Source organism: Paenibacillus sp. FSL R10-2771 (genome assembly GCF_038000205.1).
Taxonomy (GTDB): Bacteria; Bacillota; Bacilli; order Paenibacillales; family Paenibacillaceae; genus Paenibacillus_AQ; species Paenibacillus_AQ phytohabitans.
On record NZ_JBBOBM010000001.1, the window covers coordinates 8,065,262 to 8,090,953 of the forward strand.

Consider the following 25,692-nt stretch of genomic DNA (forward strand, 5'->3'; position numbering starts at 1 on the left):
AATAAAAAAGGAGCCATTTCGCGGCAGTATCAACTGCGCAAAATGGCTCCTTTTAGTTTAGATTTCTTTAATAACGGTCATCCGTATCAAGAGGGTTTACTTTGACAAGAATAGTTGCTTTGATTAACGGGTTATTGGCATACTGAACAGTTACCAATGTACTTCCGCTTTTGTGGGCATAAATTTTCCCACGGTTGCTTGAGTCCACCGGAGTTTGGAAGGAAGCAATACCTGAGAAGGTGCTTTCCCAGTTCAATTTATTTCGTACATCATCCAGAACAATTTCTCTAGGGGAAAACCAGAGAAGCTGGTCTAGATACCTGGAATCTCCCACGTTCATTTCCACTATAGTACCGGTGAACTGCATATCAGTAAGAGCCAGCGTTTCAATCTTGATTGGCTTGATCCTGGTGATACCTCCTGCTGTAACAGAAATAGTAACGATATCCTTCGGACTGTTGCCGGTGAGTATATACTTGGTCTTTTTTGTATCGGTGGTTGCTCTATTCAGGCTTGCATATTGTTCACCATCGCCAACTAGGTTCCAATCGATATCGAAGTCATCCGCATTATTAGGCACAAAATTCAAGTTCAATTCAATAGATTTACCTACAAATACACTGCCGGCACCTTCAATGGTAAAGTCTGTTAAAGGGTTGGTGATGGTGACTATTTTAGAGGCAGGAGTACCAGCCGTATTACTATTGCTGTATGCAGTTACCGTGATGGTGTAAGTTCCCCTTTGCAGTGCTTCGAAAGTTCCAATAGGTGAAGTCGGACCCGTCGTTGTCAGGTAATCATTAACCTCGTTCCCGCCAGCATCTTTGACTGTCCATCTATAGCTTATCCCCGTCTCAACCGGTTGGCTGGTATATGAAGCTGTGAAGTCTATAGAAGAATTGACGGTTCCCGAATTATCTCCTGTTAGTGTCATCTCGCGTATTGGCTCAGGAGGAGTAAGGGGATTTACAGTAATTGTTGCTGTATTGCTGATAACATTGCTTCCATCTTGGGCCGTAGCTGTGACTTTTGCCTGCCCGGCAGCTATTCCTTTAATCACACCATCACTTGTGAATTCGATGATATTGCTGCCGCTGACGATTGTCCACAGAAGAACTTGGTTAGTTGCATCATCGGGTAGAATTGTTGTTATTGACCCGAGTGTTAACGTATCGTCAATCAGTATAGTTTCGTCATGTACAGAGATAAAACTGATTTCAGTGATTGCTTCAAATCTAACTTCTGCAAATGTCATGGTCACACTTATTAATGGAGCCGGTGTAGCCGTTGGCGCCACGGTTGGTGTTGCGACAGCAGTTGTAGGTGCAGGCGTAGCTGTTGCGGTAGCTACCGGAGTAGCTGTAGTGACTGCCGTTGGGACTGCGGTAGCGGCTGGCGTTGTAGGTAAGGCGCCATTAAAAGGAGTAGTATTATTTAGCGTGATACCACTATTACCTACAGGTTGCATTGTTTTACCTATAATTGTTCCTTCGTAAGTACCGGTAATATTGATTAAAGCATTTGGAGCCAATATAGATTCTTTAACAACCCCGTAACTCTCAAGAGTGAGTGATCGAGCTTGATAGAAATTAAATAAGATGTGATTAGACTTAACATTTGTAACAGTAACTGAGCCATTAGAGATACTATTTGCTGCTCCGGGAATATTTAAAACTACTGTTGAGTCTGCAGGAGCAGTGATGTTTACAGAACCTATTATTAATGTGGGATCTTTAAGGGTTACTGAGAATATATTAAGATCAGCATTTGTACCAGTAAGATTAAGATTATTTCTGCCGTTAGCGAGCGTGCTATCTACCGCAGTTCCCGAAATACTTCCTAAATATGCAGATAGATTGAGCAGATTAGTACTAACCCTATCAAATGGAAGAGACTTATCGTATATAATCTTGTCTTTCAAATAACTCGGATAGCGTAACAGTTGATTTCCATAGTATGCATAGCCTCCTATGCTACCACCATAGGTGCCCCATGTTAAATTGTTCCCTGCTACAAGTACAGCACCACTCAGGCTAGTTCCAACAGTGAATCCTTGAGCTGAAATGTTTCTTCCAGCGGCTGTTCGTCCGTTATTTTGAAATGAAGTATTAGAGTAATTAAGATCCTCAAGCATATATACCGAATAATCCGTAGGGATTCCAAGCCCCGATATAGGTGCCGTAGAGCCCGGGAACACCGGAGGAGCTACGGTCGGAACAGGCGTTGGTATAGGCGTTGGTATAGGAGTAGGAGTCGCTGTTGCGGCAACTGTTGCCACTGCTGTTGGTGAAGCCGTAGCTGTAGTTACAGGTTCAGCAACAGCATGGATTTCATCAAACGTAATGCTGGAGTTATCCAGAACATATTTCTGCGCAGCCTTAGGTATGAAGCTTAAGGTGAATTTATATATAAGCGGGTCCACCGTACTGTTAGGGTTGACAGGCTTATAATATTTGACTCCCTCTACTGTGGTTAACTGGAAAGTAATATCTTCAAAAGTTCCTTTAATTGTGTAACCCTCTGTGAGACTACCGGTTCTGGTAAAACCATGCGGTATTGCTTCTTCACTGATTTCAAGATTTGGAGCAAATGTTTCCTCATAGCGCAGATTGGAAATCACCAGGTTGTCTTTCCCTTGATGTGGAGGTTGAACTTCCGTTAATGGTAATGTTTTTGGAGTAATGCTGTAGTCTATCGTTACCGTCTTGTCTCTACCTATTTTGGTAGCAGATTGGCTTCGGCTGATCGATAAAGAAGAATCCACCTTCTTTACGGTCAAGGGGATGGTAACTGGCGAAGCGGAAGCGCCCTGGTCATCTTTTGCCGTAATCACAATTTGAATATCCCCGCTCTCGGAAAGCGGATTTCGGAAGGTCTGAGTAATTGTTTCTTCCGACCCTACGCGCCGGTCTTGAGTAATATAATCTGGGCTGGTCAGTTCCGTTCCATTCACTATAAATTTCAGACTGGTAGTCAGGCTACGGTCCTTCAGATCCAGATCGGCTACCGAATAGCTTACAGTCAGGCTATCTTGATAAGATGGGATAACTCTTCCGCTGTCAGGTGCATAAACGGTGATTTTGGGAGCGTGATTGGAACCCATGAATGCTCTATACATAGTATTGACGAATAGTTTTTGTTCCCAAACCGGGAATACTGCCTCGCTGCTTGAAAGACCCGATCCAAAAAGGTGGCCGGTGCCGGAATAGGTTACATTACCTTTGGAGTAAGTGTAGTAGTGGTTCCAGCTATCATCGGGTGTCCGCTGGTCAGTGTTACTAGGTTCACTGATAATGTTATACCACGGCACAACTGTCGGATCTTCCAGATCGAGAGTGAAGTACTGGTTATGTGTTTTTGCTACCTTAGGCACATCTACACTGGTCTGTGCACCGTCGCTATTCTGCTGACTCAGGTAAAAAGGATATTGCATAAGCAAGCCATCGTTCACCGGTTTTACTTTGGTTGATGGATTAAGCGCATTATGGCCAAGGTTGATAACAGGGTCCTTTTGGCCCGTAATTTCTTTGAAGTTGTTTACCCAGGTATTGCCGCCATAAAGGTTAATGACAGTGTCATGTGTGAACATAACGCTTTGGTGGGAGATCCCAATAAAATTTTTCACTGCTTCTATAGATCTAGTCTTCATGATTGCTTTTAAGTAATATTCATCACGGAAACCGAACAATAACATATCATAGACGCCATTGAGGCCATAGTTCTGAGTTTTTGTATAGGTGTTCTCAACATAAGAATTGAACTCATCCATAGTCATAACAGTAATATCTAAAGAATAATCAGTTGAAGCCAGATAATCCTGATTCATGTTTACAGTTTTTTTCAAACTGCTTTCGGGAATAGTGCCGGTTCCGGCAGGAGTAACCTGGAGAACCTTTACAACGGTCTTCTCATTCCGGTAACGGATACTTCCGCGTTCAAAATCTTTTAATTGCAGAGTACTGGTAGGATTGCTAATTTCAAGCTTCCAGTACAACAGCCCTGAGAAAGTCCGGGGGAGCGTATACTCCAGTGTTCCGTTTGCTTTGTTCACTTTGACTGAAGCTACAACCTGCTGTTCGCCCATGGCAATGGATTTATCAAGGTTAATGTACAACTTGGCTGTCAAAGGATGATTCTCGAGGTCTATAGTGTTGCCGACGCTGAAGTTGAATTTCAGCTTATCACCTGGAACATAGATCTTTCCGTCTGTGGATGCGGGAACGTAGTTTTGGATCTCACTGCTGTTAGTAATTTCAAGTTGTGGGCGTTGCTTCAGGATGGAACTGTCGGTCTTCAGACCGTTAAAGAAATCAGTCAGTCCATTATCATTCAAAAAAAGAACATTGCTTTTCTTAGCTGTAGAGCTGCGCAAGGGATTGAAAGCTTCATAGAGGATGCCTTTGCTGGCGCCTGACTTCTCCTGATTTAAAAAGGTTTGCTCATGGAAAATTACATACAAGCCCTTATCAATGAAGAGCTTAGTAATATCGTCCGCCCGAAGACGCGTAATATCGTTCTGGACTGCCGAGGTATTCATTGCTTTGGAGCGGACAGAAGGGTCCGTATCCTTAAGATTACCCAGGGTTACGGGACTGTAGGTACCTTTACCTATGTAAATGCCGTCATATTGTCCATCCAGATCATCGCGTAATGCTACAAATCTCTTCATGCTCATGGTAACGACTGTAAAGTCTGTCAATCCGGTCTTGAGGGAGGATAACTGGCTTGCACCGTCTTCCGTGACTTCAAGCAGGCGAATCGGATAACTGGCCGGGCCAGCGTCAATTTTGGATACCATGCTCCAGACGATACCAGCCATGATCAAAACCAGTGGAAGGCTAAGCATAAGCAGCAGTCTTTTTCGTTTCAAGACCTTCATCGCGATCTCTCCCCAATAGTTATAAATAACACAAAATTTGTCATATAAACTTCTATTTTGCCTTATAAAGTCTGCAGTTTAGGTCGGTTTCCGTTGTAAAATTATCCATTCTATGCTATATACATTCTAGGACATATTTAGTAGATAGGCAATTAAAAGATATGCATATTAACCTAGAAAACTGAGACTAAATAACTATAAAATTTAAGATATTTTACGCGGGGACAATAGATACGCTGAGTTCAGCGGATTAGAGTGATTAGTTTGTACTAAGGTCAAAAATAAAGCGCTCTGGAGTGAAACGGATATGGCTATCATGAAGAAGAGACTGGGAGATTTGCTTGTAGAGAACGGAATTATCTCTCAAGAACAGCTTGAAGAAGCGCTAGTGGAGCAACGCAAAACCAAACGCAAGCTGGGAGATCTTCTAATTACTCAAGGCTATATCACTGAGCAACAGCTCATTGAAGTGCTGGAGTTTCAGTTAGGTATCCCCCATGTAAGCCTGTTTAAATATCAAATAGACCCGGCGATCACGCAGATTATCCCTGAAAGTATGGCTAAACGCTATCAAGTGCTCCCTTTCATGAAGGAAGGCAGCAAGCTGATGGTAGCGATGGCAGATCCCTTGGATTATTTCGCCATTGAAGATTTGCGCATGAGCACCGGATTCCGGATTGAACCGGCGATTTCCAGCCGGGACGAGCTGACAAGAGCGATAGCCAGACACTATGGCATGCGGGACTCTATGAGCCAGATGATGGTTGAGCTTCCTACTCAGGAGGAAATAGAAGAAACAGAAATTACGGATGAGGATTCGCCGATTGTACGGCTGGTCAACCAGATGATTCAGCAGGCAGTTTCATTACGGGCTTCGGATATTCATGTCGACCCGGGCGAGAATAATCTCTCCATCCGTTACCGGATTGACGGAACTTTACGTACAGAGCGGATCATTCCTAAGCAAATGCAGGGCTTTATAACCGCCAGACTTAAGATTATGGCCCGCTTGAATATAGCAGAACGGAGATTGCCGCAGGATGGCCGGATCAAAATGCAGTTTGACTACAAGATGGTCGATATACGTGTCTCTTCGCTCCCAACTATGCATGGCGAGAAGATTGTACTGCGGCTGTTGGATCTAAGTACCGGAGTGAAGTCGGTAGACACACTGGGGTTCAGTGATGGTAACGCGGAAGCCTTCAGAGATATGATCAGCAAGCCTTACGGAATACTCCTGATTACAGGCCCGACGGGCAGCGGTAAATCAACAACCTTATATTCAGCCTTGAGTCAGCTGAACACTGAGAATGCAAATATTATTACAATCGAAGATCCGGTGGAGTATCAGCTTGAGGGCGTTAATCAGGTACATGTGAATCCGGCGATTGGCCTGACCTTCGCAGCGGGCCTTCGTTCCATTCTCCGGCAAGATCCGAATATCGTTATGGTAGGAGAAATACGGGATACGGAAACTGCGGAAATTGCTGTGCGTGCTTCGCTGACAGGACATCTCGTATTGTCCACATTGCATACAAATGATGCCATCAGCACGATCTCAAGACTGCGTGACATGGGTGTTGAGCCCTATCTGATTGCATCTTCCTTGCTGGGGGTTGTCGCTCAGCGGCTGGTGCGCAAAATTTGCCCGGATTGCAAAGAGGAACACAAGCCTACTGAACAGGAAGCCATTATGTTACGGCGCCATAGCCTGCCTGCTGAGGTGATATACCGCGGGAGAGGCTGCGGTAACTGCAACAATACGGGCTACCGGGGACGGATTGCCATACATGAGGTGCTGAAGATTAATGATCGTATGCGGCAGCTGATTACCGACTCTGCTTCCATAGAAGAGCTTCGTGCAGCCGGAAGAGAACAGGGAATGGTGCAATTGATGGAAGACGGGTTCATCAAAGTGTCCAAAGGAATTACAACATTGCAGGAAGTAATGCGTGAGACGGTATCGCATTAGTTAGGGGGAGTAAGAATGCCATTATTCAATCGTGATATTGTTCAGCTGCTGCACATGGCCTTTACTTCCAAAGCTTCGGATTTGCATATATCTGTTGGATCGCCACCGGTTATCCGGATTGATGGGATGCTTCAAACGCTTGAGGGAGAGAATATCGTCCCCCAAGAATCTGCAAGCATGGCGGATACTTTGCTTGGCAGCAGCAGGAGTGAAATCTTCCGCAATATTGGAGAAATGGATTTCTCTTACCCTCTGGACAACGGAGTCCGGTATCGTGTCAATGTGTATAGGCAAAGAGGGGAAGTCAGTATAGCGGCGCGGGCAATACCTGTAGAGATTCCAACTCTGGAACAGTTATCATTGCCTCCCATACTCTCTAGTCTTGCTATGAAACCGCAGGGTCTAATATTAGTAACGGGTCCCACAGGCAGCGGTAAATCCTCAACACTTGCCGCAATGCTGAATCATATTAACAGGACAGAACGCAAACATATTGTGACTCTGGAAGATCCGATAGAATTTCTGCATACCCACGGCACTTGTATAATAGATCAGCGTGAGGTGGGAAGTGACACCGGCAGCTTCTCCAGCGGATTACGGGCTGCACTCCGGCAGGATCCTGATGTGATTCTGGTAGGCGAGATGCGTGATCTGGAGACGATGTCGGCAGCGGTTACGGCAGCGGAGACCGGACACCTTGTGATGGCTACTCTACATACGACAGATGCACCGCAGACAATCGACCGGATTATAGATACGTTTCCAGGCCATCAGCAAGGTCAGATCCGTTCACAGCTGGCCTCGGTTCTGCTGGCGATACTCTCGCAGCGCCTGTTCCCGCGGGCAGGAGGCCGGGGGCGGCTGAGCGCAACGGAACTGCTAATCAATACTCCGGCTGTTGCTAATCTCATTCGCACGGAAAAGACCCATCAGCTCAAAAATGTGATGCAAACCGGGCGTTCACTCGGAATGCATACGCTTGAAATGAATATACGTGAACAATTGCAGTATGGGCTTATTAAACCCGAGGCTGCCAGTGCTTATCTCACGGAGGTGGGCAGCTGATGCCGCAGTTCGAATATCAGGTTAAGACTCATGCCGGAAAGCAATTGAAGGGGAAGCTCACTGCAACGGACAAGGCCATAGCGATGGAAGAGCTCCGTAAACGCGGATTGACAGTGTTCTCGCTTGTAGAACGCAAAACTTCGATTCTGTCTATGGAGATTTATATTGGCAATCCGGTCAAGACGATTCATTTCATAATTTATTGCCGCCAGTTCGCCACACTAATGCGTGCCGGTGTTTCTATTGTTGATGCTACGCGTATATTGGCGGAGCAGACGGAGAGTAAACCTCTACGCAAGGCATTAATGGATGTGAATTCCAGCTTGTTAAGGGGGGCGGCGTTCTCGCAAGCCATTCAGGACCATAAGAAAATATTCCCGCCGCTCTTCATCAGTATGATCCGTGCAGGTGAGGAAACAGGTGATCTGGAAGGAACGCTTGAGCGGCTTGCTGTATATTTCGAGAAGCAGCATACAACCACCGAGAAGATCAAATCAGCGCTCACTTATCCAATTACAGTTGGAGTTATGGCCATTGCGGCCGTGGTGTATCTTCTCTGGGCGATTGTGCCGCAGTTCGTCAGCATGTTTGAGTCCATGGATGCAGAACTGCCCGCTATTACCAAGATGGTACTGGCACTCAGTAAAAGCATTCAAGGACAATGGTATATTTGGTTGCTGGTAATTATTCTGCTTATAACTGCCTTTCAGTTTGCCAAACGGACAGAACGTGGTGCGTATGCGCTTGATTATGCAAAGCTCAAGATTCCGGTGTTCGGCAAGCTGAATCAAAAAGGCTCCATTGCGCAATTCACGCGAACCTTCTCTTCGTTGTATGCCAGCTCTGTGCCTATTCTTCAATCGCTCGCGATTGTGGAAGAAGTGGCAGGCAACCGGGTAATCGGCGGATATATCCGCAAGGCTAGTGATTCTCTGCGCCAGGGTAAGCCGTTGTCAGAGCCGTTGAAGAAAGCCTGGGTATTTCCGCCGCTGGTTACACAGATGATTGCCATCGGTGAGGAGACAGGGGCACTGGATCAGATGCTCTCCAAGGTTGCTGATTTCTATGAAATGGATGTTGAGAATACAGTAGACCGTCTGAAATCACTGCTTGAGCCGTTACTTATTGCTTTTCTGGCAGGGGTGGTTGGAATCATAGTAGCATCGATCATGCTTCCTATGTTTAGTATTTACAGCAATATTTGAGTGTGGTCTTCCTTGTGTAAATTGAGAGGGGTGACGCCAATCGGGCGTACTCAAAGTGAGAAGAATGCTTTCGGGTAGCTTGAGGATAGAATAAGTACATTTCTATGACAGTCCACAAGCAGCAGGAATTACTGCTAATAGCAGAGTATCAGTTCTATTCATTTATCATACCACTATCGAGGGGGAATTAAGATGTTGGCACAAGCGATTCGCAAGAAGTTGGGCAAGGCAGTTAAAGAGGAAAAAGGGTTTACGTTGATTGAGTTATTGGCGGTTATTGTAATTATGGGGATTATAGCAATTATAGCTATTCCAATGATTAGTGGTCTTATTAAAAATACAGGTGATAAGGCAGATTTGGCGACTGCCCGGCAAGTTTATGAAGCCTCGCGTATGTATATTACTACTGAGCTTGATGGTACTATCGGGACTCAAACTATTGATGTTATAGGTACTGCTGCAAGCGGGACGACTAAAGCTACAGGTCTTCAAGCATTAAAATTTCTAGAAACTCCATTAGTATTACCTAGTACTAAAGAAAATATCGTAACAGGTTCTATAATTTACTATTCTAACGGAAAATTAGCTGATAATTCCTCTGGATATGCAGTTATGCTAAAAGATAGCTCTACTACTCCAGTAGTTAAAACATTTACTGCAGAGGAAATTTTAGAATCAAAATTAAAATAACTTTATTTCCAATTTAGGAATCGGAATTCCCGATTCCTTTTTTAAAATTCACCAGACAGGAACCGTTGAAACATGACGATTTTTTTAGCAAGTTACATCACGCTTATCGGTCTGATTCTGGGCTCTTTTTTTAATGTAGTAGCCTTGCGTATACCGGCAGGCGAATCGCTGTTGCGGCCGCCCTCGCATTGTCCAAGCTGCAATGCACAACTGAAAGCAAGAGATCTTGTGCCTGTCTTAAGCTACTTGTTCACTCAGGGCAAGTGCCGCCACTGCGGAAGCAGAATATCACCGTTATATATGTTTGGTGAACTAGCGACAGGCTTATTATTTCTATGGATATACCTGCAGTTTGGCCTAACGGGCAAGGGGATTATTGGTTTTCTATTGGTCAGTCTGGCGGTTATTGTAACGGTGGCCGATCTTAAGTTTATGCGGATTCCGAATAAGGTGCTGCTGTTTTTTCTCCCATTAGTCTCTATAGCAGTGCTGCTGTTTCCTGAAACTTCACTAGGCTTTCATCTGCTGGGGGCAGCTTCGGGTGGCGGTATTCTCTTATTATTAGCCTTGTTTGGCGGAATGGGCATGGGGGATGTGAAGCTGATGGCATTGCTGGGTCTGGTGCTGGGATTCCCTAATGTCATTCTGGCCTTTCTGATCGCCTGCCTGTTAGGGACGATGGTTGGCGGTACTTTATTACTTACCGGACGCATTCAGCGCAAGCAGCATATTCCTTTTGGACCATGGCTGGCAGCAGGAGCGCTACTTGCCTTCTCATACGGGTCACATCTTATCAGCGGTTATCTTGCGCTCATTCGTTAGGAGGAACTCTAGAGCATGTTTGGATTAGGTCATAGAGCGGCTGGTATCTCCATTGAGCAGACTGGAATCCGCTATATCAGCTTCAAGAATAACAATAAGCAGGTTCATAAAAAGAAATTCATCTCCCTGCTTCCGGGGATGATTGTAGAGAATCAGATTGCTGACAGGGAGGCTCTGCTTGACCGGTTGAAGCAATGGGTCAAAAATAAGGGCCTGCGCGGCAGTGTAGTGGATCTGTCGATTCCTCCCTCACAAATGATTGTCCGTAAGATGATGATTCCCAGTATCGGCGACAAGCAGATTGACCAGCTTGTAAAGCTGGAGGTTGAAACCGGCCTGCATCTGCCGTTTGAGAATCCGGTATATGATTATGTGATTACCGGTCAGGATGAGGGCCAAAGCCAGTTAATCATTTTTGCTGCGCCGCGTAAGGTTGTTCAGGATTATGTGGATGTTCTCGAAGCTGCCGGTCTGCGGATCAGGAGTGTAGAAGTAACAGCCACTGCGCTTGCGCGAAGTATTGTAGCAGGTTATGGACATGAATTCAGTGAGACGATGCTGATTCATCTGGAGCAATCTTTGCTGGATATTTATATGTTCCGCAGTGGTAATCCTGTGTTCATGAGAACCATTAACCTGGTAGATCTGACGCATGAGCAGCCGCTGAACCTCCAAAAGGAGCTGCCATTCCTGGCTGAATCCGAAGTTGCAGCTGCGTCACAGGAATACCTCTCTACCGAGCAAGTCGTAGAAATAACAGCAGAAATTTCCCGTATGCTCAGCTTCTATCAGTACAGTCTGCATGATGGTTCCACGCGGATTACAGAGATGCTGATTACCGGGTCTCCGGAGATGCGGGTACAGCTGCAGCAGGAACTTCAATTAGCGCTTCCGGAGATGGCAATCGCACCCATTGCTGTGGACCAATTCTCACAAGGGGCGAAGCCGGATAGCAGTCTTAATGATTACAGGATTGCTGCAGGAGCGGCACTGCGTGACAACAAAATCCGCAGCATTAATCTGCTGCCCCGTGAAGACCGTGAAACGATCGTTTTTCCCTATTTTGCTATATCCTTAGCGGCAATATGGATTCTGGGTGTTGCCGGGACAGGCATTCTATATGCATCTGCCCAGGGGCAATATGCGGAGCGGAGCGAACAGATTCAAGCTTATCAGAATCAGAATGCAATGCTTCAGGCAGAGTTAGCCGGATTAAACGACAGTAATCCATCCTCGGGAGGTCTTGATCGGACAGCTGTTATTGAAGCGATGTCGGCCAACCGTTCGGATGCCGCCGCCGTTCTCGACGAATTGCAGGCGGGTCTTCCCTATGGCGCAGTCATCAGGGACATTAATTATTCGTTCCATGGAGAAATTGCCCTTTCAGTGAACTTCACGGCAATGGAGCATAGCACAACTTATTTGACTGCATTACGTCAGATGTCGTTCTCCAAGGGAGCCTCTATTCAGAAGCTGACAGAAGGAATTCAGAATTCCGGTAATTCTCTTGCCAAATACACCGCTGTCTACAGGGTGGATATGACTCCTGTGGCAGAACAGAATGTAGACGCCCAGACACCGGCGGAAGGAGGAACGGATAGCAGTGGAACAAATCAATAAATACCGTTCGTCCATCGTACTAGGGTTGCTCGTTTTGTTCCTGATTCTGTTTGCTTTCTATATGTTCGCCATACGTCCGGTGAATAATGACATAGCCCTGCAAGACAATGAGTTTTCGATGCTCCAGCAGGAAAAAGAAATTCTGGCGAATAAGATCAATGAGCTTAAAAGTGCAGAAGCCGGGCCGGATTCAAGTGAAGACACTGCCTTGGCAGCAATCCCGCAGGGCGATGACAGCGAGGGGCTGATTCTGGATTTGAAAAGCATTGGCAACAGCTCCCACGCCAGATTGAAGGATATTGGATTCTCGCTAACAGAGACTAACGGAATTAGTGAGTGGACGGGGATTCCCCCGGAGGCTACCGGTAGCCTGAAAGAAATTAAAATGGCGGCCATTGTAGAAGGCGGCTATGCAGAGATTCACGAATGGTTAAAGCAGCTACATGACCTTCCGCGTATCATCACTGTAGACTCCTTTTCCTTTCAGCAGCCATACGAATTCCTTACACTGACGAAACCGGGCAGTATTCTGACCGCGAATGTTTCCTTTACCGCTTACTATGAAGCTGAAGCAGCTGCGTCACAGCCTCAGTAATTAAGGTGATTCATGCTATATAGTTCCATTTATTCCAGCTCTGGCCCCTATAAACAGGAGGGCGGAGCTTTTTTATGCTGTTTTGGGGTTTAACCGTTTACACATGGGGTAGTATTGGGTATTTTAGCTTACGGGCTATCGTAAGTTATATAGTACTTATCGCAGCAGTTGAAGAGAAATAGTTCTTCAATTTATAAAACAGGATTACAAGGAGGCATTCAGGATGAACAAAAAAATGTTGATCGGTTCATTAGCACTATCACTGGGTCTGGTTTCTGCGGGAAGCGGAGCACTCGCGGCTTCGCCAGCGGTGGGAATAGAGGGAGTAAGAACAGTAGCGGTATCTGCACCCGGCAAGGAAGGTCCCGCTACCATTAATAACCTTACGGTACGGAGTGTTATTCCGCTGGTAGTCCATGCCAAAGCACTGTATACGTACGCAAGCCGGGGAGGCAACGAATACAAGCCGGAGCTATTCACCTACAAAACGCTTGAATACCGTTATCTGTCCAGTGACCTTGGCACGAAGCAGCAGCTGATGAACTATATTAAGAAAGCGTACACGCATAATGCTGCAGCTTTCTATGTACAGACACAGTTCCTGGAATATAACGGAAGAATGGCCCAGGTCCATGCGGACTTAGGCAATACACTGGATTATACGAAGGCAACAGCCCGGATGATCTCAAAAACGGCACAAGCTGCAGTGTTTGAACTGACTGTGCCAAGTGAGGGTTCAGATGGAGTTACCGAAACCGTAACGGTGAAGCTGAAGAAGGTAAGCGGCTACTGGAGAATCGACATGTCGCCGGATACTCTTTTCTAGAGGGGATGGAGAACTGCACTCAGTGCAGCAGCTCCGCAGGATGAAGAATACCGGCAATCCGGCCTTGATCGGTCACGATAATGCAGTCGTTTCTCATCGGTTCGGGACGCTGCATGGCTTCGGCCCAGAGTGTTTCAGCCGGGGTGGAGATGTCTGCCACCAGAGGTTTGCGGTTCATCAGCTGGGATACGGGTTCATGGTAGAATCTGTCCATGCCCATCCGGCCTGTAGCCTTGAGGAAGAAGCGTTCGCACATGATCAGTCCCACGGGTTCATTGCTGCTGCTGCGGACGATGATGCATTTGGACTCCGGATGCTGGAACAATACCCTCAGAGCTTCACGGCAGGTAAGGGAAGGCAGAACAGCAGGAGCCTGGCGGAGGATCGCGGACAGATCGGTTGTTGATGCTGTAGTCATAAGAATTCATCCTTTCTGAAGAGGTCTACTTCAACTGTAGCGCGCAATCGTAAATTATAATGGCTTCCCGGGTAAGCCCTATGTAAAGGATGTCATTATTTATTAAAAAGCATGCTTGGGCTACAGTTTAAGTTTCCGCCTAATGTTACGCACGAACGGCTGTGCCTCCCTTTTACAAGGAGGGCACAGCCGTTTTTACTTGCAGCAGCTTATTGGCCCTTTACTCCGTCCTCCACCAGCTGTCTGCCCGGGGATTCCGGCTGCGCAGATTTGCTCATGCCGCCGCGGTTGATGGCAATGACGCGTTTCTGGGCGTAGTAGGTATCGCGCGAAAGTTTCTTCTTCTCCATGGCTTTACCGTCCACATAGCGGGTAATGTAAGTCTCTACTACATAGCCGGTTTTGCCGGCCTGCAGGACCCTTGTTCCGCCCTTCGGAAGCGAGGCATCGCTCACATACTTGTCGGTGGGAGGAAGTACCTCAACAGTGCGGGATTCTACGGAATAAGTAACGTTTCTCGGAAAAGTACCGAACAGCTTGACGGTCAGCGTGCGCCCCTGGAGTGTGGATTTGATAATCAGATATTTGCCGGTATTGTTGCGGAAGCGGAAATTGATATAGCCCTCGGCAAAAGTGGCATCCTGGCCCTTGGGCAGGTAGCTGACCGGAAGAGAATGGTTGCGCCGTTCCACGATCTCAAGCCCGGAGCGCAGCGCGGCATTATACAGGGTGCTGGAGACCTGGCAGATTCCCCCGCCCGTGCCGGGCTGCAGCTTGCCGTTTACAATCACCGGAGCCTCGCGGAAGCCATATTCCGCCTGGGCCTTCTGGATCGCTTTTCCGTAATCGAAAATAGCGCCAGGCGGCAGTATGGTCCCGTTGACTGCTTTGGCGGCAGCCTCCACATTGAAGCTGCGCCCGGGTCCGCTGGCCCCGAGTGAGGTGCTGAACTGGGTGATTTTGCGCTCGATGCCTTGATCCTTGAGCGCCTGCAGTGTGACATTCGGCTGCTTGACCGTTAAGGGCACCTCCAGCAAAATACGTTTACCCTCCAGTGCCCCGTTGCCGGCAAGCCGGGTTGGTACGGCCGCCTGCAGGGCAAGCTCCAGCGCATGCCAGTCTACCTCGAAGGAGGTGGTCCCGGGAGTATAGACGACACGGTCATCACTGGTAATCTGCCGCACCGCGTCGACAGGAACGCCGAAGGATTCTTTTTCCCAGGCCAGACTTAGGCTGTTCATGAGCTGCGAAATCTCCAGATGAGTTCCGATATTCCAGTTCCCGTTCCAATTGTACCGGGCCTGTACCCGGTCCATTAGCGGACCGTCCGTCAGCGTCCTCAGGGCGCGCCGGAATTCCTGGGCTTCATAGGTTACCCCTGCCTGCTGCAGTGAGACACTCAGCCCGGTATCCCCCTTGGCCTTCAGGGTGAGCGGCGTAGCTTCCAGCGCCTGAAGTCTTGCCTCCAGTGCGGCCCGCACCTCGGTGATGTCCTGGCCGCTGATATCCCAGCCGGCAATGGCTGTTCCCTTGGGCAGGGTGGTCTGGGTGCCATATAAATGAAACCCTCCGGCAACCAGCGAGCCGGCCAGAATCAGGCCGAAACCCGCGATGAGGGCAGCGTGTACTTTTTTCATATGCAATCTCCTTCTGTAGGGGCGGATTTGCGCCGGAAGCGGCGCGGGCCATGGACACAAGTGTTAAGGAACGCCTGGGAATGCCGATATATATAAGAGCTGGAGCTGGAGTAAACCTGATATTTTTATGTATATGTAAGGATTCGGTAAAACTTTCGGGTACTCAAGGGGTTAGGGATTTGTTACAATAGATACGCCTGCGATAATAATGCAGTTTATGGAAGCTTCCGCAGTTTGGTGCCCGGTGGACAAGGCCCGGCGGAATATGTCAGAATCGGGAAGTGAAAAGATGATCGAGATGCAGGATGTATGGAAGACCTATCCTAACGGAACCCATGCGCTCCAGGGGATATCTGTCAAGATCGACCGTAATGAGTTCGTGTATGTCGTCGGACCGTCCGGCGCAGGTAAATCAACGTTCATGAAATTAATTTATAGAGAAGAAACACCGACCAAAGGACAGATCTCAGTAGGCGGGTTCAATATCGGCAAGCTTAAGCCCCGCAAGATTCCTTATGTCCGCCGCAACATCGGCGTGGTGTTTCAGGATTTCCGCCTGCTGCCGAAGATGACGGCTTATGAGAATGTCGCTTTTGCCATGGAGGTTATCGAGGCGCCGAAGAAGGTTATCAAGAAACGTGTGAATGAAGTGCTCGATCTGGTGGGACTGCGCAGCAAAGCGGGACGTGAGCCCTCACAGCTCTCAGGGGGAGAGCAGCAGCGGATCGCCATTGCCAGAGCCATTGTCAACAATCCTTCCGTCATTATTGCGGACGAGCCTACAGGCAACCTGGACCCGGAGACCTCCTGGGGCATTATGCAGCTGCTGGATGAGATTAATTTTCGCGGAACAACGATCGTAATGGCTACCCACAACAGGGATATTGTCAACAAAATGCGCAAACGGGTGCTGGCTATTGAGAACGGGACGATTGTCAGAGACCAATTGAGAGGGGATTACGGTTATGAGTTTTAAAACCTTCTTGCGGCATGTGCGGGAAGGCTTCAAAAACGTATTCCGCAACGGCTGGATGTCAGTGGCCTCCATCACGTCCATCGTTGTCTCTCTCTTCGTGCTCGGAGTGTTTATATTGCTGGTGCTCAATGTCAATGAAGTAGCGGACAAAGCAGACAGCCAGGTGCAGATCAACGTGCATCTGACGCTGAATACGGACCAGAAAATGCGGGAGAAGCTGGAAAACGAAATCGGCAGTATGCCGGAAGTCAGCAAGGTGGAGTTCGTCTCCAAAGAACAGGGTCTGAAGGAATTCCGTGAAGATATGGGGCCGGATGCCGCCGAGCTCCTGGAAGGCTTCGATGAAGATAATAATCCGCTGCCGGACAAGCTGCTCGTAGAGGTGATCGAGCCGACAACTGTTCCGTTTGTAGCTGAGAAGATAGAAGCACTGAACAAGACCCATGAAGAGCAGCCGATCTACAAAGTGAACTATGGCAAAGGCTCGGTGGAGACCTTGTTTAAAGTAACTAAGGCTGTGCGCAACATCGGGTTTATTTTTGTGGCAGGTCTGGCGCTGATGTCCATGTTCCTGATCTCGAACACCATCCGCGTAACGATTCTCGCCCGCCGCAAGGAAATCGGCATCATGAAGCTAGTAGGGGCAACGAATTATTTTATCCGCTGGCCGTTCTTTATTGAAGGAGCACTCATCGGGCTGATCGGCTCGCTGGTTACTTCGGGTGCGCTGTATGTGGGCTATAGCAGTCTGGTCTCTTCGGTGCAGGGAGATCCGATGCTGGGGCTGCAGCTGATCCCATTTCAAGATATCTGGCTGCTGCTGTGCGGACTGCTGGTTGGCCTCGGAGTATTGATTGGTGTGTGGGGAAGTACCGTATCGATCCGCAAGTTCTTGAAGGTATAACATAAATAAAATTCACATTTGAACAAAGGACGGGGAGTGCGAGTTGAAGAAGATTGTCGCCGGAATAGCCGTAATGTTGCTGGCTGTCACAATGTTCGGGCCCTCTGACGGATATGCGAAGAAAACAAGTGTTGCCGAGATTGACAAGCAGCTGAAGCAGCTGCAGCAGGAGGTCCAGGCGGCCAAGGCGGCGCAGGAGAAGGCGGCATCCCGCAATCAGGAAGCGCAGCACTATAAGAATAAGACGACGCTGAATCTCCAGTATGTGCTGGACCAGATTGACCAGGTGAAGGGCGAGATGACGACCATTTCCGGTAAAATCGCCAGTACGGAGGAGTCGCTTAATGTGACGGCAACTGAACTGGACGATGCAGAGGCACGTGTGGCTTCCCGCGAAAAACTGCTGGAATCGCGTGTCCGCCTAATGTACACGGATGGTGCAGTCTCTTATCTGGATGTGCTGCTGTCTTCCACCAGCTTCTCGGATTTCCTCGACCGGGCCGATTCCCTGAAGATGATCGTGGATCAGGATCAGGATCTGCTGGTGCAGCATAAGCTGGACAAGCAGACGGTCATCGCGAAGAAGCAGGAGCTGGAGGGCCAATACGCCCAGGCTAAGCAGCTGTACACCGATCTGGAGTCCCAGCGCAGTGTGCTGAAGGAGAAGGAAGCGGAGAAGCAGGAGCTAATCGCTTACTACGATGAAGAGATTCAAGAGGCTGAGGTGATCTCCGAAGAGCAGAATGCCAAGCTGGTGCAGCTGGCCAGCAACCGCTCTGCCCTGGAGGAGCAGAAGGACAAGCTTAAGGCTGAGGAAGCTGCCCGCCGGGCAGCGGCCGCCAAAGCTGAAGCGGCACGCCGGGCGGCAGCAGCTGCTGCCAAAGCGGCCAAGGCCGCCAAGTCTGCGAGCAGCGGAAGCTCCATTGCCAGCGTAGAGGAATATGCCGGCGGTGACGGGCCGTTCCTGCTGCCGGTAGGCTCGGCGCGTGTCTCTTCGCCTTATGGTGTCCGGACGCATCCGGTTACGGGTGAAGTCGGCAAAATGCATACAGGCGTAGACTTTGCAGTTCCGCAGGGCACGAATATTCATGCCGCGGATTCCGGTACTGTCCTGGTGGCGGAATGGTGGAGCGGCTACGGCTATTGTGTAATCATTGACCATGGCGGCGGGGTATGGACGCTGTACGGCCATATCCGCGAAGGCGGAATCAAAGTGAAACCGGGAGAACGGGTAGAGCGCGGACAGACGATTGCCGAATCCGGTGCCACCGGACGTGTGACCGGACCGCATCTGCATTTCGAAGTGCGGGTCGACGGCAAGACGGTTAATCCTATGCCTTATCTGTAAATTTAAGCTCTAATAAATATAATTTGATTCAGCGGCATATACTGGAAGAGATGCCGTTTCTCATGGAACGGACCCTTGCGGGTGATAAGATGGACAAGAAGGGACGGTGGGAACATCATGTTAAAGAAGAGTACCGCGGCCTTTATGATCGTCGCCGCGCTGCTGTGCGGCAGCCTGCTGACCCTGGGCGTGACCGGCTATGCGCATGTATTCGGACAAGCGGCAGGCGAGGGAATTGCGACGGTCCTGCAGACAGCCGGACTGCAAGACAAGGAATCCAAGAAGCTAGGTACCGCCCTCAGCCTGATCGAGAGCAATTATTATGAGACCGTGGACCGCGAGAAGCTGATCGACGGCGCTGTCAACGGTATGATGGAAGCACTGGGCGACCCTTATTCCAACTATATGGGCAAGGAAACGGCAGCGAGATTCGAGGAGAGTATCGAAGGCTCGTTCTCGGGCATCGGTGCTGAAGTCTCCTCGGATAACGGCAAGGTCGTTGTAGTCTCGCCGATCAAAGGTTCACCGGCTGAGAAGGCCGGCATTCAGGCCAAGGATGTAATCCTCTCCGTGAATGGCGAATCGCTGGAGGGGCTGGAGCTTAATGATGCTGTAGCCAAAATCCGCGGCCCCAAGGGAAGCGATGCAACCCTGAAGATTCAGCGTACCGGTACAGCAGAGCCGCTCGAATTCGTCATTACCCGCGATGATGTGAGACTGGAAACGGTCTACGCTACGATGGAGAAGGACAATATCGGAGTGATCGAGGTTACGCAATTCTCACAGAATACTGGGAAGCGGTTCGAGGAAGAGCTGACCAAGCTGGAAACGCAAGGCATGAAGGGACTTGTCATTGATGTCCGCAATGACCCCGGCGGTGTGTTGCCGGTCGTTATCGAAATGGCAGAGCAGTTTGTACCGGCCGGCAAAGCCATCGTGCAGGTCGAAGACAAAAACAAACAGCGCGAGGTCAGCACCTCAAAGGGATCCAGTAAAAAGTATCCTGTAGTTGTGCTGATGAACAAAGGCAGCGCGAGCGCTTCGGAGATCATGGCAGGAGCACTGCAGCAATCTGCGGGTGCAAAGCTGATCGGTGAGGACTCGTTCGGGAAAGGCACTGTCCAGACCAGCTTCGAAGAGCAGCTGGGTGACGGCAGTCTGCTGAAGATTACGATTGCCAAGTGGCTGACACCAGACGGCACCTGGATTCACGGCAAGGGCATCAAGCCGGATATTGCGGTCGCCCAGCCGGATTACTTCTCGGTGGCGCCGATTAATAAGAGTGTAACGCTGCAATATAATATGAACAGCACGGATGTCAAAAGCGCACAGACGATGCTGGATGGTCTGGGCTATAAGCCGGGCCGCAAGGATGGATATTTCGATGCTGGAACCAAGGAAGCGGTCAAGAAATTCCAGAGCGCCGCTAAGCTGAAGTCAACAGGCGTGATTGATGCCAAGACCGCAGAAGCGCTGGAGCTGGCGCTGATCAAGGTCATTCAGGACCCGGCCAAAGACAATCAGCGGAATAAGGGAATCGAAGAGATCCGGAAGGAAATCAAGGCTACGGCGTCGAACAAGTAAGAAGGCTGATTCCAGCCTTCTTTTTTTCTACAAATAGAAGAAAGTTTATGTTGTACGCTAAAAGCTGAAGGCGATACAGAGTATTGCTGCTTCGATAACATAGACTCATTTTAGAGGACACCTAATACATTTCCACTAGTCCCGGACGAAAAGGAGTGTGACGAACGGTTTGAATGTGATGTTGGAACTGCTTGCTAGCTGGGGTACAGCGGTCATTCATCTGCTGATTCAGCCTTATTACTATATCGCTCTTATATTTATTGCACTCTATTACCGCAGGCAGGTTGCGCTGGAGCGGAAGCTCATCCATGTGAAGCTGCACAGCTGGGGCCGGGAAACATGGCGGACGGTGTGGACCGGCGGGGTTGCGGGACTTATTGTTTCCTTAGCAGCTGTAGCCTTGGGTATCTCTTTGTCCTATACGGCTGTAGCCTGCATCTGGGTGGTCAGTCTGGTATTAATGCTTTTTCGTGTGCGCTATTTATGCTTTGCGTATTCTATAGGTGTGCTGGGAATTGTACAGTTTGTTCTTTCGTTCTTTCCGGATACGCTGCAGAGCGGAGCCGCGGGAACGATTGCCGGGGCGCTGCGGGAGATGGATATCCCGGCGCTGCTGGTGCTGGCCGCGCTGCTCCATCTGGCTGAAGCGCTGCTGGCGCGATGGCAGGGCGCCAGGCTGGCGACCCCGCTCTTCCTGGCCGGCAAGCGCGGCAAGGTGGTCGGCGGCTACCAGCTGCAGGCCTTCTGGCCGCTGCCGCTGTTTCTGCTGATTCCCCCGGGTGCGGGAATCGGTGAACTGCCCTGGCATCCGCTGCTGGGCGGGGGCCTGGGCCTGGTCTCCCTGCCGGTCATCATCGGCTTCAGCGAGATGACCCAGGGCATGCTGCCCGGACGCAAGGCGGCCCGCACTTCAGGACGGCTGCTGGTATACAGCATCGTCCTGCTCGGCTTAAGCCTGCTTGCGGACTGGTGGAGCCCGCTGATCCTGGTCGCGGCGCTAAGTGCAGTGCTCCTGCACGAAGGGTTAAGCTGGTACAGCGCTCTGGAGGAGCGCAGTATCAGTCCCGTCTTCGTGCATCCCCCGGCCGGCCGCAAGGTGCTGGCCGTGCTGCCGGGCAGCCCCGGGCAGGAGCTGGGCATCCTGCCCGGCGAGGTCCTGCTGAAGGTCAACGGGGTCCTGTTGACCGGCGCGGCGCAGCTGCATGAGGCGCTGCGCATGAACCCGGCGTTCTGCAAGCTGGAGGTGCTGAACCGCGAAGGCGAGAGCAAATACCTCCAGCGCGCGATCTACGATGGCGATCACCATCAGCTCGGCATCATTCTGGTGCCGGAGCCGGACGGAAGCGTGACCGCAGAGGCCAAGCCGTCCAGCATCTTCAGCATCATCGGGATGCAGACGGGAACCCGCCAGCGGGGGCATACGCCCGGGCGGCGGGGCCGGAAGAAGCCGTCCGCCTCTGCGGATGCTAAGCAGAAATCTGCCGGAGTCTGACGGGGCAGCATAACTGAATGAAACCGTGAAGGCCAGTTCTCCTTGACTATCATCCAGGGAGAACTGGCCTTTTTTAGAGAAAGTTGAGAGAATACCTGCTTAATTATGCAACTTGAAGACACCATCATCCCGCAAACCCGCCAATCCAGCGAGAATCTTGTAGAAAGTACAACAATGTACGCTCAGTAGCCGCCAATCCGATGGAAATCCTGTATGAAATACAACAAAATACGCCCACCACCCGCTCATCTGGTGGAAATCCTGCAAAAAATACAACAATATGCGCTCAGCACCCGCCAATCCGGCGAAAATCCTGCAAAAAGTACAACAATGCAACATTTTACCCGCCAATCCGGCAGAATTCCTGCATTACGTACAACAATATGTCCCGGTTACCCAAACCCGGCCAACCGCCAACCTATGGTTCATTCCAATCTCGTATACGCCAAATTTAATGTCCCACAGAAGTCCCCGTTCTATCTCCACCTGAAAAACCTAAAGTCTCCAGAAATCGAGACTACCCTCTTGAGGAGGAATCGCTGCCCCGCATGTACTACCGTGCTGCTCCCCGTGCTACTCCCCATGTACTACCCGAGCCGCCACGATCTCCTACCCAAACCCCTACCCGATCCCCTGACTCTTCAAATAGAGAATGGCGATCTGTGTCCGGTCCCGCAGCCCAAGCTTGCTGAGGATATCGGTAATATAGTTTTTGACTGTGCCTTCGCTTAAGAACAGCTTCCCGGCAATCTCTTTATTGGTAAGTCCCTCTGCAATCGAGGACACTATGGTCAGCTCTGCTTTAGTCAGCCCGTAGGATTCCAGAGCCTGCCTATGGGCGGCTTCCTGACGGACAGGCGGCTGGAGGAAGCCGGCCAGTTTGCGGGCGATATCCGGATGAATGAGCATGTTGCCCTCATGTACAGTCTTGATGCCCTGAATGATCCGGTCCGGCGGAATGTTCTTGAGCAGATAACCGCTGGCTCCGTTACGCAGTGCTTCAATGATATATTCATCATCGTCGAAGGTAGTCAGCATCAGAACGGCTACGTGCGGATAAGCTTCTTTGATCAGGCGTGTGCCTTCGACGCCCCCGCAGCCCGGCATCCGGATATCCATGAGTGCGACATCAGCCCCGCCGCCTGGCGCCCCCAGCAAAGCGAGCGCTTCAAAGCCATCTCCTGCCGTTCCGGCTACCTCAATCTCGGGGTCCAGCCCAACCAGCACCTTCAAGCTCTCACGGATAAAAGAGTCGTCGTCCACGATCAATACTTTAATCATCCTATGCTTAGCTCCTTCTCACTGTAATTGGGGCTCCGCCAGCCCATAACTATTACTGAAAATCCTCTCCTTGCCTGTACACAGGCAACCGGGTAATGACTGTGAACTGCGCCACAGGCCGCAGCTCCAGGGTCCCGCCGATCAGGACGGTGCGTTCCGTCATACCGGTTAGCCCCATACCTCCGCCGCTTTGCAGTTTATGCAGGGCGTCTTCTTCGGGCAGCCGGCCGTTATTTCCTGCCTCCATCATGATCTCGTGATCCCTATACGATAAGGTAATCCAGACAGAGTCCGCCTTGCCGTGCCGCAGCGCATTGGTGATGGCTTCCCGGGCGTTTTTGTAGAGCACGACCTGAATGCTCGGGTAGAGCGGATAGGGAATCCCTTGCACAGTATAGGAGGTTGCAATACCGGTATCACGGCCTACCTCCTCCAGCAGCCGGTCGAGCGCATACGCACCTTCAAGCTGCGGCGTATAGTTGATCCGCTTCAGCGCAGCCCGCATATCTTCCATACTGGCCGAGAGCTGGTCCCGGACCTGATGCATCATGCCAAGGCCAGTTTCGGGAGCAGCCGGCAGCGTATGGATGGCGGCTTCGGTCATCATTTTGACCCGGATTAGCCGGTGTCCGATATCATCATGCAGCTGGCGTGCGATCCGCACCCTTTCCTCCGCTTGCGCGGCAACCTCTACCTGCGAGGTGAACTGGAGCAGGCGCGAGCGTGCTTCCTCAAGCTCGAAATGCTTCTTGCGCAGCTCATCGTAAAGAAACAAGGTATCTGTGCGGCCGCGTCCAGTCCGGATCAGCTGTATATTCAGTGCGGCGGCCAGCAGGAAGGTAAGGTTCGTGAACGCCTGCACAGCCGGGGCAGCATCGCGGAAGGCAACATTGAGCAGCAACAGGTGACTACAGAAGAAGGCTATTGCCGTGTTCTTACGCTGCAGCCAGGAGTAGGACAGTACCGCCGACAGGGCCGGAAAAATCATCAATGTGCTGTACTGGTAACACAGCCAGGCTGTGAAGATCAGCTCAATGCCCCCGGTGAGCAGAGGGAAGGGCTTCGGCAGTTTTGTGCCAAGCGTTGCGATCAGGAGCAGCAGGAGGAAATGAAGCGTGAACTGTTCATAGTCGGCGTACTCATAGACGTAGATAGATAGTACTGCAGGAATGATAATGAGACCGTAACGCAGCATATTCAGTTCTCTGGTCAATTAGGGTCATCCTTTTTTGGAATATATGAATTTATATGTCTTACGCGATAACTTATCCTTCTATCGCTTCTCAGGTATCTCCATCTTAGCATAAGAGCGCCATCGTTCAGGAGATGACTTTGGTCACCTCTGGAGGATGACCTTCTGTACCTTCGGCGGCGCCTTCACTGCGCTACAATGAGAATACGAGAACTAAGGGAACAGGAGCGATGGCAAATGGCACTTGCGGTATTAACCGATGTGGTGAAAAGGTATGACAGCAAACTGATCGTGGACCATGTGAATTTCAGTCTGCAGGAAGGTGAAATATTCGGTCTGCTCGGCCCTAATGGTGCCGGGAAAAGCACAACAATCAGCATGATCTGCGGTCTGCTTAAGGCGGACAGCGGCGAGATTATGATCGATGGCCTGTCCGTAAGGGAGAAGCCGCTGGAGGTTAAGAAGCGTATAGGGCTTGTCCCTCAAGAGCTGGCTTTATACGAGAATATGTCGGCGGCAGAGAATGTAAGCTTCTTCGGGAAGCTGTATGGCCTGCGCGGGAAGCTGCTGAAGGAACGGATCCAGGAAGCGCTCGAATTCACAGGTCTTAGCGACCGGGCCAGGGATAAGCCGTCCACCTTCTCGGGAGGGATGAAACGGCGCCTCAATATCGCCTGTGCCATCACGCACCGGCCGCGCCTGATCATTATGGATGAGCCGACCGTTGGCATTGATCCGCAGTCCCGCAATCACATTCTGGAATCGGTCAAAACACTGAATAAGCTGGGCTCAACGATTATCTATACCAGCCACTATATGGAGGAGGTAGCAGCGGTCTGTGACCGGGTGGCAATTATGGATAAAGGTCATATTATTGCCTGCGGCACGGAAAGCGAGCTGCGGGAACGGGTAGCCCATGAGGAGAAAATCGTAGTTAAGGCGGCGAATATCACTCCAGCTCTAATTAACGAGCTTCGTCAGCATCCACGGATTAGCCGGGTGGAGGTTGTGCAGGATGCTGTGGAGATGTATCTGCCTTCTTCACAAAATGAGCTGCAGGACATTCTGTTTATTTTCGCCAAGCATGAAGGGGTAATTGCCTCCCTTAACATTGAAGAGCCGGATCTGGAGACGTTGTTCCTCAGTCTGACCGGACGGACATTACGGGATTAGAGGGGGGACAGCG

Annotated in this window: 19 protein-coding genes; 14 read left to right on the forward strand and 5 right to left on the reverse strand. The window is 50.1% G+C overall.

Translation table 11 applies throughout. From position 1 onward, the window contains the following. Positions 1 to 67: 67 nt before the first annotated feature. Complete coding sequence (locus tag NSU14_RS35035; protein WP_340948797.1) at positions 68 to 4,879, reverse strand: DUF5057 domain-containing protein; 4,812 nt, start codon at positions 4,877 to 4,879, stop codon at positions 68 to 70. A 307-nt stretch (positions 4,880 to 5,186) separates the two neighbouring features. On the opposite strand from NSU14_RS35035, the gene NSU14_RS35040 reads away from it, so the two are divergent. From NSU14_RS35040 to NSU14_RS35075, 8 genes are all read left to right on the forward strand, one after another. After that, positions 5,187 to 6,851 carry a GspE/PulE family protein gene (locus NSU14_RS35040; RefSeq protein WP_340948798.1) on the forward strand — a complete coding sequence of 555 codons (1,665 nt, stop codon included), beginning with the start codon at positions 5,187 to 5,189 and terminating at the stop codon, positions 6,849 to 6,851. Positions 6,852 to 6,866: 15 nt separating this feature from the next. Further along, a complete protein-coding gene (locus NSU14_RS35045; protein WP_340948800.1) occupies positions 6,867 to 7,916 on the forward strand; it encodes a type IV pilus twitching motility protein PilT in 1,050 nt (349 codons plus the stop codon). Further along, a complete protein-coding gene (locus NSU14_RS35050) occupies positions 7,916 to 9,121 on the forward strand; it encodes a type II secretion system F family protein (RefSeq protein WP_340948801.1) in 1,206 nt (401 codons plus the stop codon). Before NSU14_RS35045 ends, NSU14_RS35050 begins: the two co-directional genes overlap by 1 nt. 192 nt (positions 9,122 to 9,313) lie before the next feature. Then, positions 9,314 to 9,811, forward strand: coding sequence for a prepilin-type N-terminal cleavage/methylation domain-containing protein (locus NSU14_RS35055; RefSeq protein WP_340948802.1), 498 nt, complete (start codon positions 9,314 to 9,316; stop codon positions 9,809 to 9,811). A gap of 72 nt (positions 9,812 to 9,883) precedes the next feature. Beyond that, positions 9,884 to 10,633 (forward strand): prepilin peptidase, encoded by a 750-nt coding sequence (locus NSU14_RS35060; RefSeq protein ID WP_340948803.1) that lies wholly within the window; start codon positions 9,884 to 9,886, stop codon positions 10,631 to 10,633. A gap of 15 nt (positions 10,634 to 10,648) precedes the next feature. Continuing rightward, positions 10,649 to 12,253 carry a pilus assembly protein PilM gene (pilM, locus tag NSU14_RS35065; protein WP_340948804.1) on the forward strand — a complete coding sequence of 535 codons (1,605 nt, stop codon included), beginning with the start codon at positions 10,649 to 10,651 and terminating at the stop codon, positions 12,251 to 12,253. Beyond that, a complete protein-coding gene (gene pilO / locus NSU14_RS35070; RefSeq protein WP_340948805.1) occupies positions 12,237 to 12,848 on the forward strand; it encodes a type 4a pilus biogenesis protein PilO in 612 nt (203 codons plus the stop codon). Before pilM ends, pilO begins: the two co-directional genes overlap by 17 nt. A 223-nt stretch (positions 12,849 to 13,071) precedes the next feature. After that, a complete protein-coding gene (locus NSU14_RS35075; RefSeq protein WP_052422130.1) occupies positions 13,072 to 13,674 on the forward strand; it encodes a DL-endopeptidase inhibitor IseA family protein in 603 nt (200 codons plus the stop codon). Between the two features lie 19 nt (positions 13,675 to 13,693). Here the strand turns inward: NSU14_RS35075 and NSU14_RS35080 are convergent, their stop codons facing one another. Then, positions 13,694 to 14,092, reverse strand: coding sequence for a CBS domain-containing protein (locus NSU14_RS35080; RefSeq protein ID WP_042140206.1), 399 nt, complete (start codon positions 14,090 to 14,092; stop codon positions 13,694 to 13,696). 209 nt (positions 14,093 to 14,301) lie between these two features. After that, positions 14,302 to 15,729, reverse strand: coding sequence for a VanW family protein (locus tag NSU14_RS35085; RefSeq protein ID WP_340948807.1), 1,428 nt, complete (start codon positions 15,727 to 15,729; stop codon positions 14,302 to 14,304). Between the two features lie 289 nt (positions 15,730 to 16,018). Between NSU14_RS35085 and ftsE the strand changes: the two genes are divergently transcribed. The 5 genes from ftsE (at position 16,019) to NSU14_RS35110 (ending at position 22,033) form a co-directional block, all read left to right on the forward strand. Next, positions 16,019 to 16,705, forward strand: coding sequence for a cell division ATP-binding protein FtsE (ftsE, locus tag NSU14_RS35090; protein WP_042140204.1), 687 nt, complete (start codon positions 16,019 to 16,021; stop codon positions 16,703 to 16,705). After that, complete coding sequence (ftsX, locus tag NSU14_RS35095) at positions 16,695 to 17,609, forward strand: permease-like cell division protein FtsX (RefSeq protein ID WP_042140203.1); 915 nt, start codon at positions 16,695 to 16,697, stop codon at positions 17,607 to 17,609. Before ftsE ends, ftsX begins: the two co-directional genes overlap by 11 nt. A gap of 43 nt (positions 17,610 to 17,652) precedes the next feature. Next, entirely contained in the window at positions 17,653 to 18,957 is a 1,305-nt protein-coding gene (locus NSU14_RS35100; RefSeq protein WP_340948809.1) for a murein hydrolase activator EnvC family protein, read from the forward strand. Between the two features lie 117 nt (positions 18,958 to 19,074). Beyond that, entirely contained in the window at positions 19,075 to 20,541 is a 1,467-nt protein-coding gene (locus NSU14_RS35105; protein ID WP_076246471.1) for a S41 family peptidase, read from the forward strand. A 169-nt stretch (positions 20,542 to 20,710) separates the two neighbouring features. Continuing rightward, positions 20,711 to 22,033 carry a PDZ domain-containing protein gene (locus tag NSU14_RS35110; protein WP_445670078.1) on the forward strand — a complete coding sequence of 441 codons (1,323 nt, stop codon included), beginning with the start codon at positions 20,711 to 20,713 and terminating at the stop codon, positions 22,031 to 22,033. 621 nt (positions 22,034 to 22,654) lie between these two features. Here the strand turns inward: NSU14_RS35110 and NSU14_RS35115 are convergent. Further along, the gene (locus NSU14_RS35115) at positions 22,655 to 23,314 is read right to left on the reverse strand and encodes a response regulator transcription factor (protein WP_042140200.1); all 660 of its coding nucleotides are present in this window, start codon (positions 23,312 to 23,314) and stop codon (positions 22,655 to 22,657) included. 52 nt (positions 23,315 to 23,366) lie between these two features. Further along, a complete protein-coding gene (locus NSU14_RS35120) occupies positions 23,367 to 24,527 on the reverse strand; it encodes a sensor histidine kinase (RefSeq protein WP_340948811.1) in 1,161 nt (386 codons plus the stop codon). A 216-nt stretch (positions 24,528 to 24,743) separates the two neighbouring features. Between NSU14_RS35120 and NSU14_RS35125 the strand changes: the two genes are divergently transcribed. Continuing rightward, positions 24,744 to 25,679 (forward strand): ABC transporter ATP-binding protein, encoded by a 936-nt coding sequence (locus NSU14_RS35125; protein ID WP_340948812.1) that lies wholly within the window; start codon positions 24,744 to 24,746, stop codon positions 25,677 to 25,679. Positions 25,680 to 25,692 lie beyond the last annotated feature (13 nt).

Bases quoted from the DNA above. Each gene is read 5' to 3' on its own strand.
- NSU14_RS35035 (WP_340948797.1), bottom strand. From the start codon at position 4,879: ATGAAGGTCTTGAAACGAAAAAGACTGCTGCTTATGCTTAGCCTTCCA.
- NSU14_RS35040 (WP_340948798.1), top strand. From the start codon at position 5,187: ATGGCTATCATGAAGAAGAGACTGGGAGATTTGCTTGTAGAGAACGGA.
- NSU14_RS35045 (WP_340948800.1), top strand. From the start codon at position 6,867: ATGCCATTATTCAATCGTGATATTGTTCAGCTGCTGCACATGGCCTTT.
- NSU14_RS35050 (WP_340948801.1), top strand. From the start codon at position 7,916: ATGCCGCAGTTCGAATATCAGGTTAAGACTCATGCCGGAAAGCAATTG.
- NSU14_RS35055 (WP_340948802.1), top strand. From the start codon at position 9,314: ATGTTGGCACAAGCGATTCGCAAGAAGTTGGGCAAGGCAGTTAAAGAG.
- NSU14_RS35060 (WP_340948803.1), top strand. From the start codon at position 9,884: ATGACGATTTTTTTAGCAAGTTACATCACGCTTATCGGTCTGATTCTG.
- pilM (WP_340948804.1), top strand. From the start codon at position 10,649: ATGTTTGGATTAGGTCATAGAGCGGCTGGTATCTCCATTGAGCAGACT.
- NSU14_RS35075 (WP_052422130.1), top strand. From the start codon at position 13,072: ATGAACAAAAAAATGTTGATCGGTTCATTAGCACTATCACTGGGTCTG.
- NSU14_RS35080 (WP_042140206.1), bottom strand. From the start codon at position 14,092: ATGACTACAGCATCAACAACCGATCTGTCCGCGATCCTCCGCCAGGCT.
- NSU14_RS35085 (WP_340948807.1), bottom strand. From the start codon at position 15,729: ATGAAAAAAGTACACGCTGCCCTCATCGCGGGTTTCGGCCTGATTCTG.
- ftsE (WP_042140204.1), top strand. From the start codon at position 16,019: ATGATCGAGATGCAGGATGTATGGAAGACCTATCCTAACGGAACCCAT.
- ftsX (WP_042140203.1), top strand. From the start codon at position 16,695: ATGAGTTTTAAAACCTTCTTGCGGCATGTGCGGGAAGGCTTCAAAAAC.
- NSU14_RS35105 (WP_076246471.1), top strand. From the start codon at position 19,075: ATGTTAAAGAAGAGTACCGCGGCCTTTATGATCGTCGCCGCGCTGCTG.
- NSU14_RS35115 (WP_042140200.1), bottom strand. From the start codon at position 23,314: ATGATTAAAGTATTGATCGTGGACGACGACTCTTTTATCCGTGAGAGC.
- NSU14_RS35125 (WP_340948812.1), top strand. From the start codon at position 24,744: ATGGCACTTGCGGTATTAACCGATGTGGTGAAAAGGTATGACAGCAAA.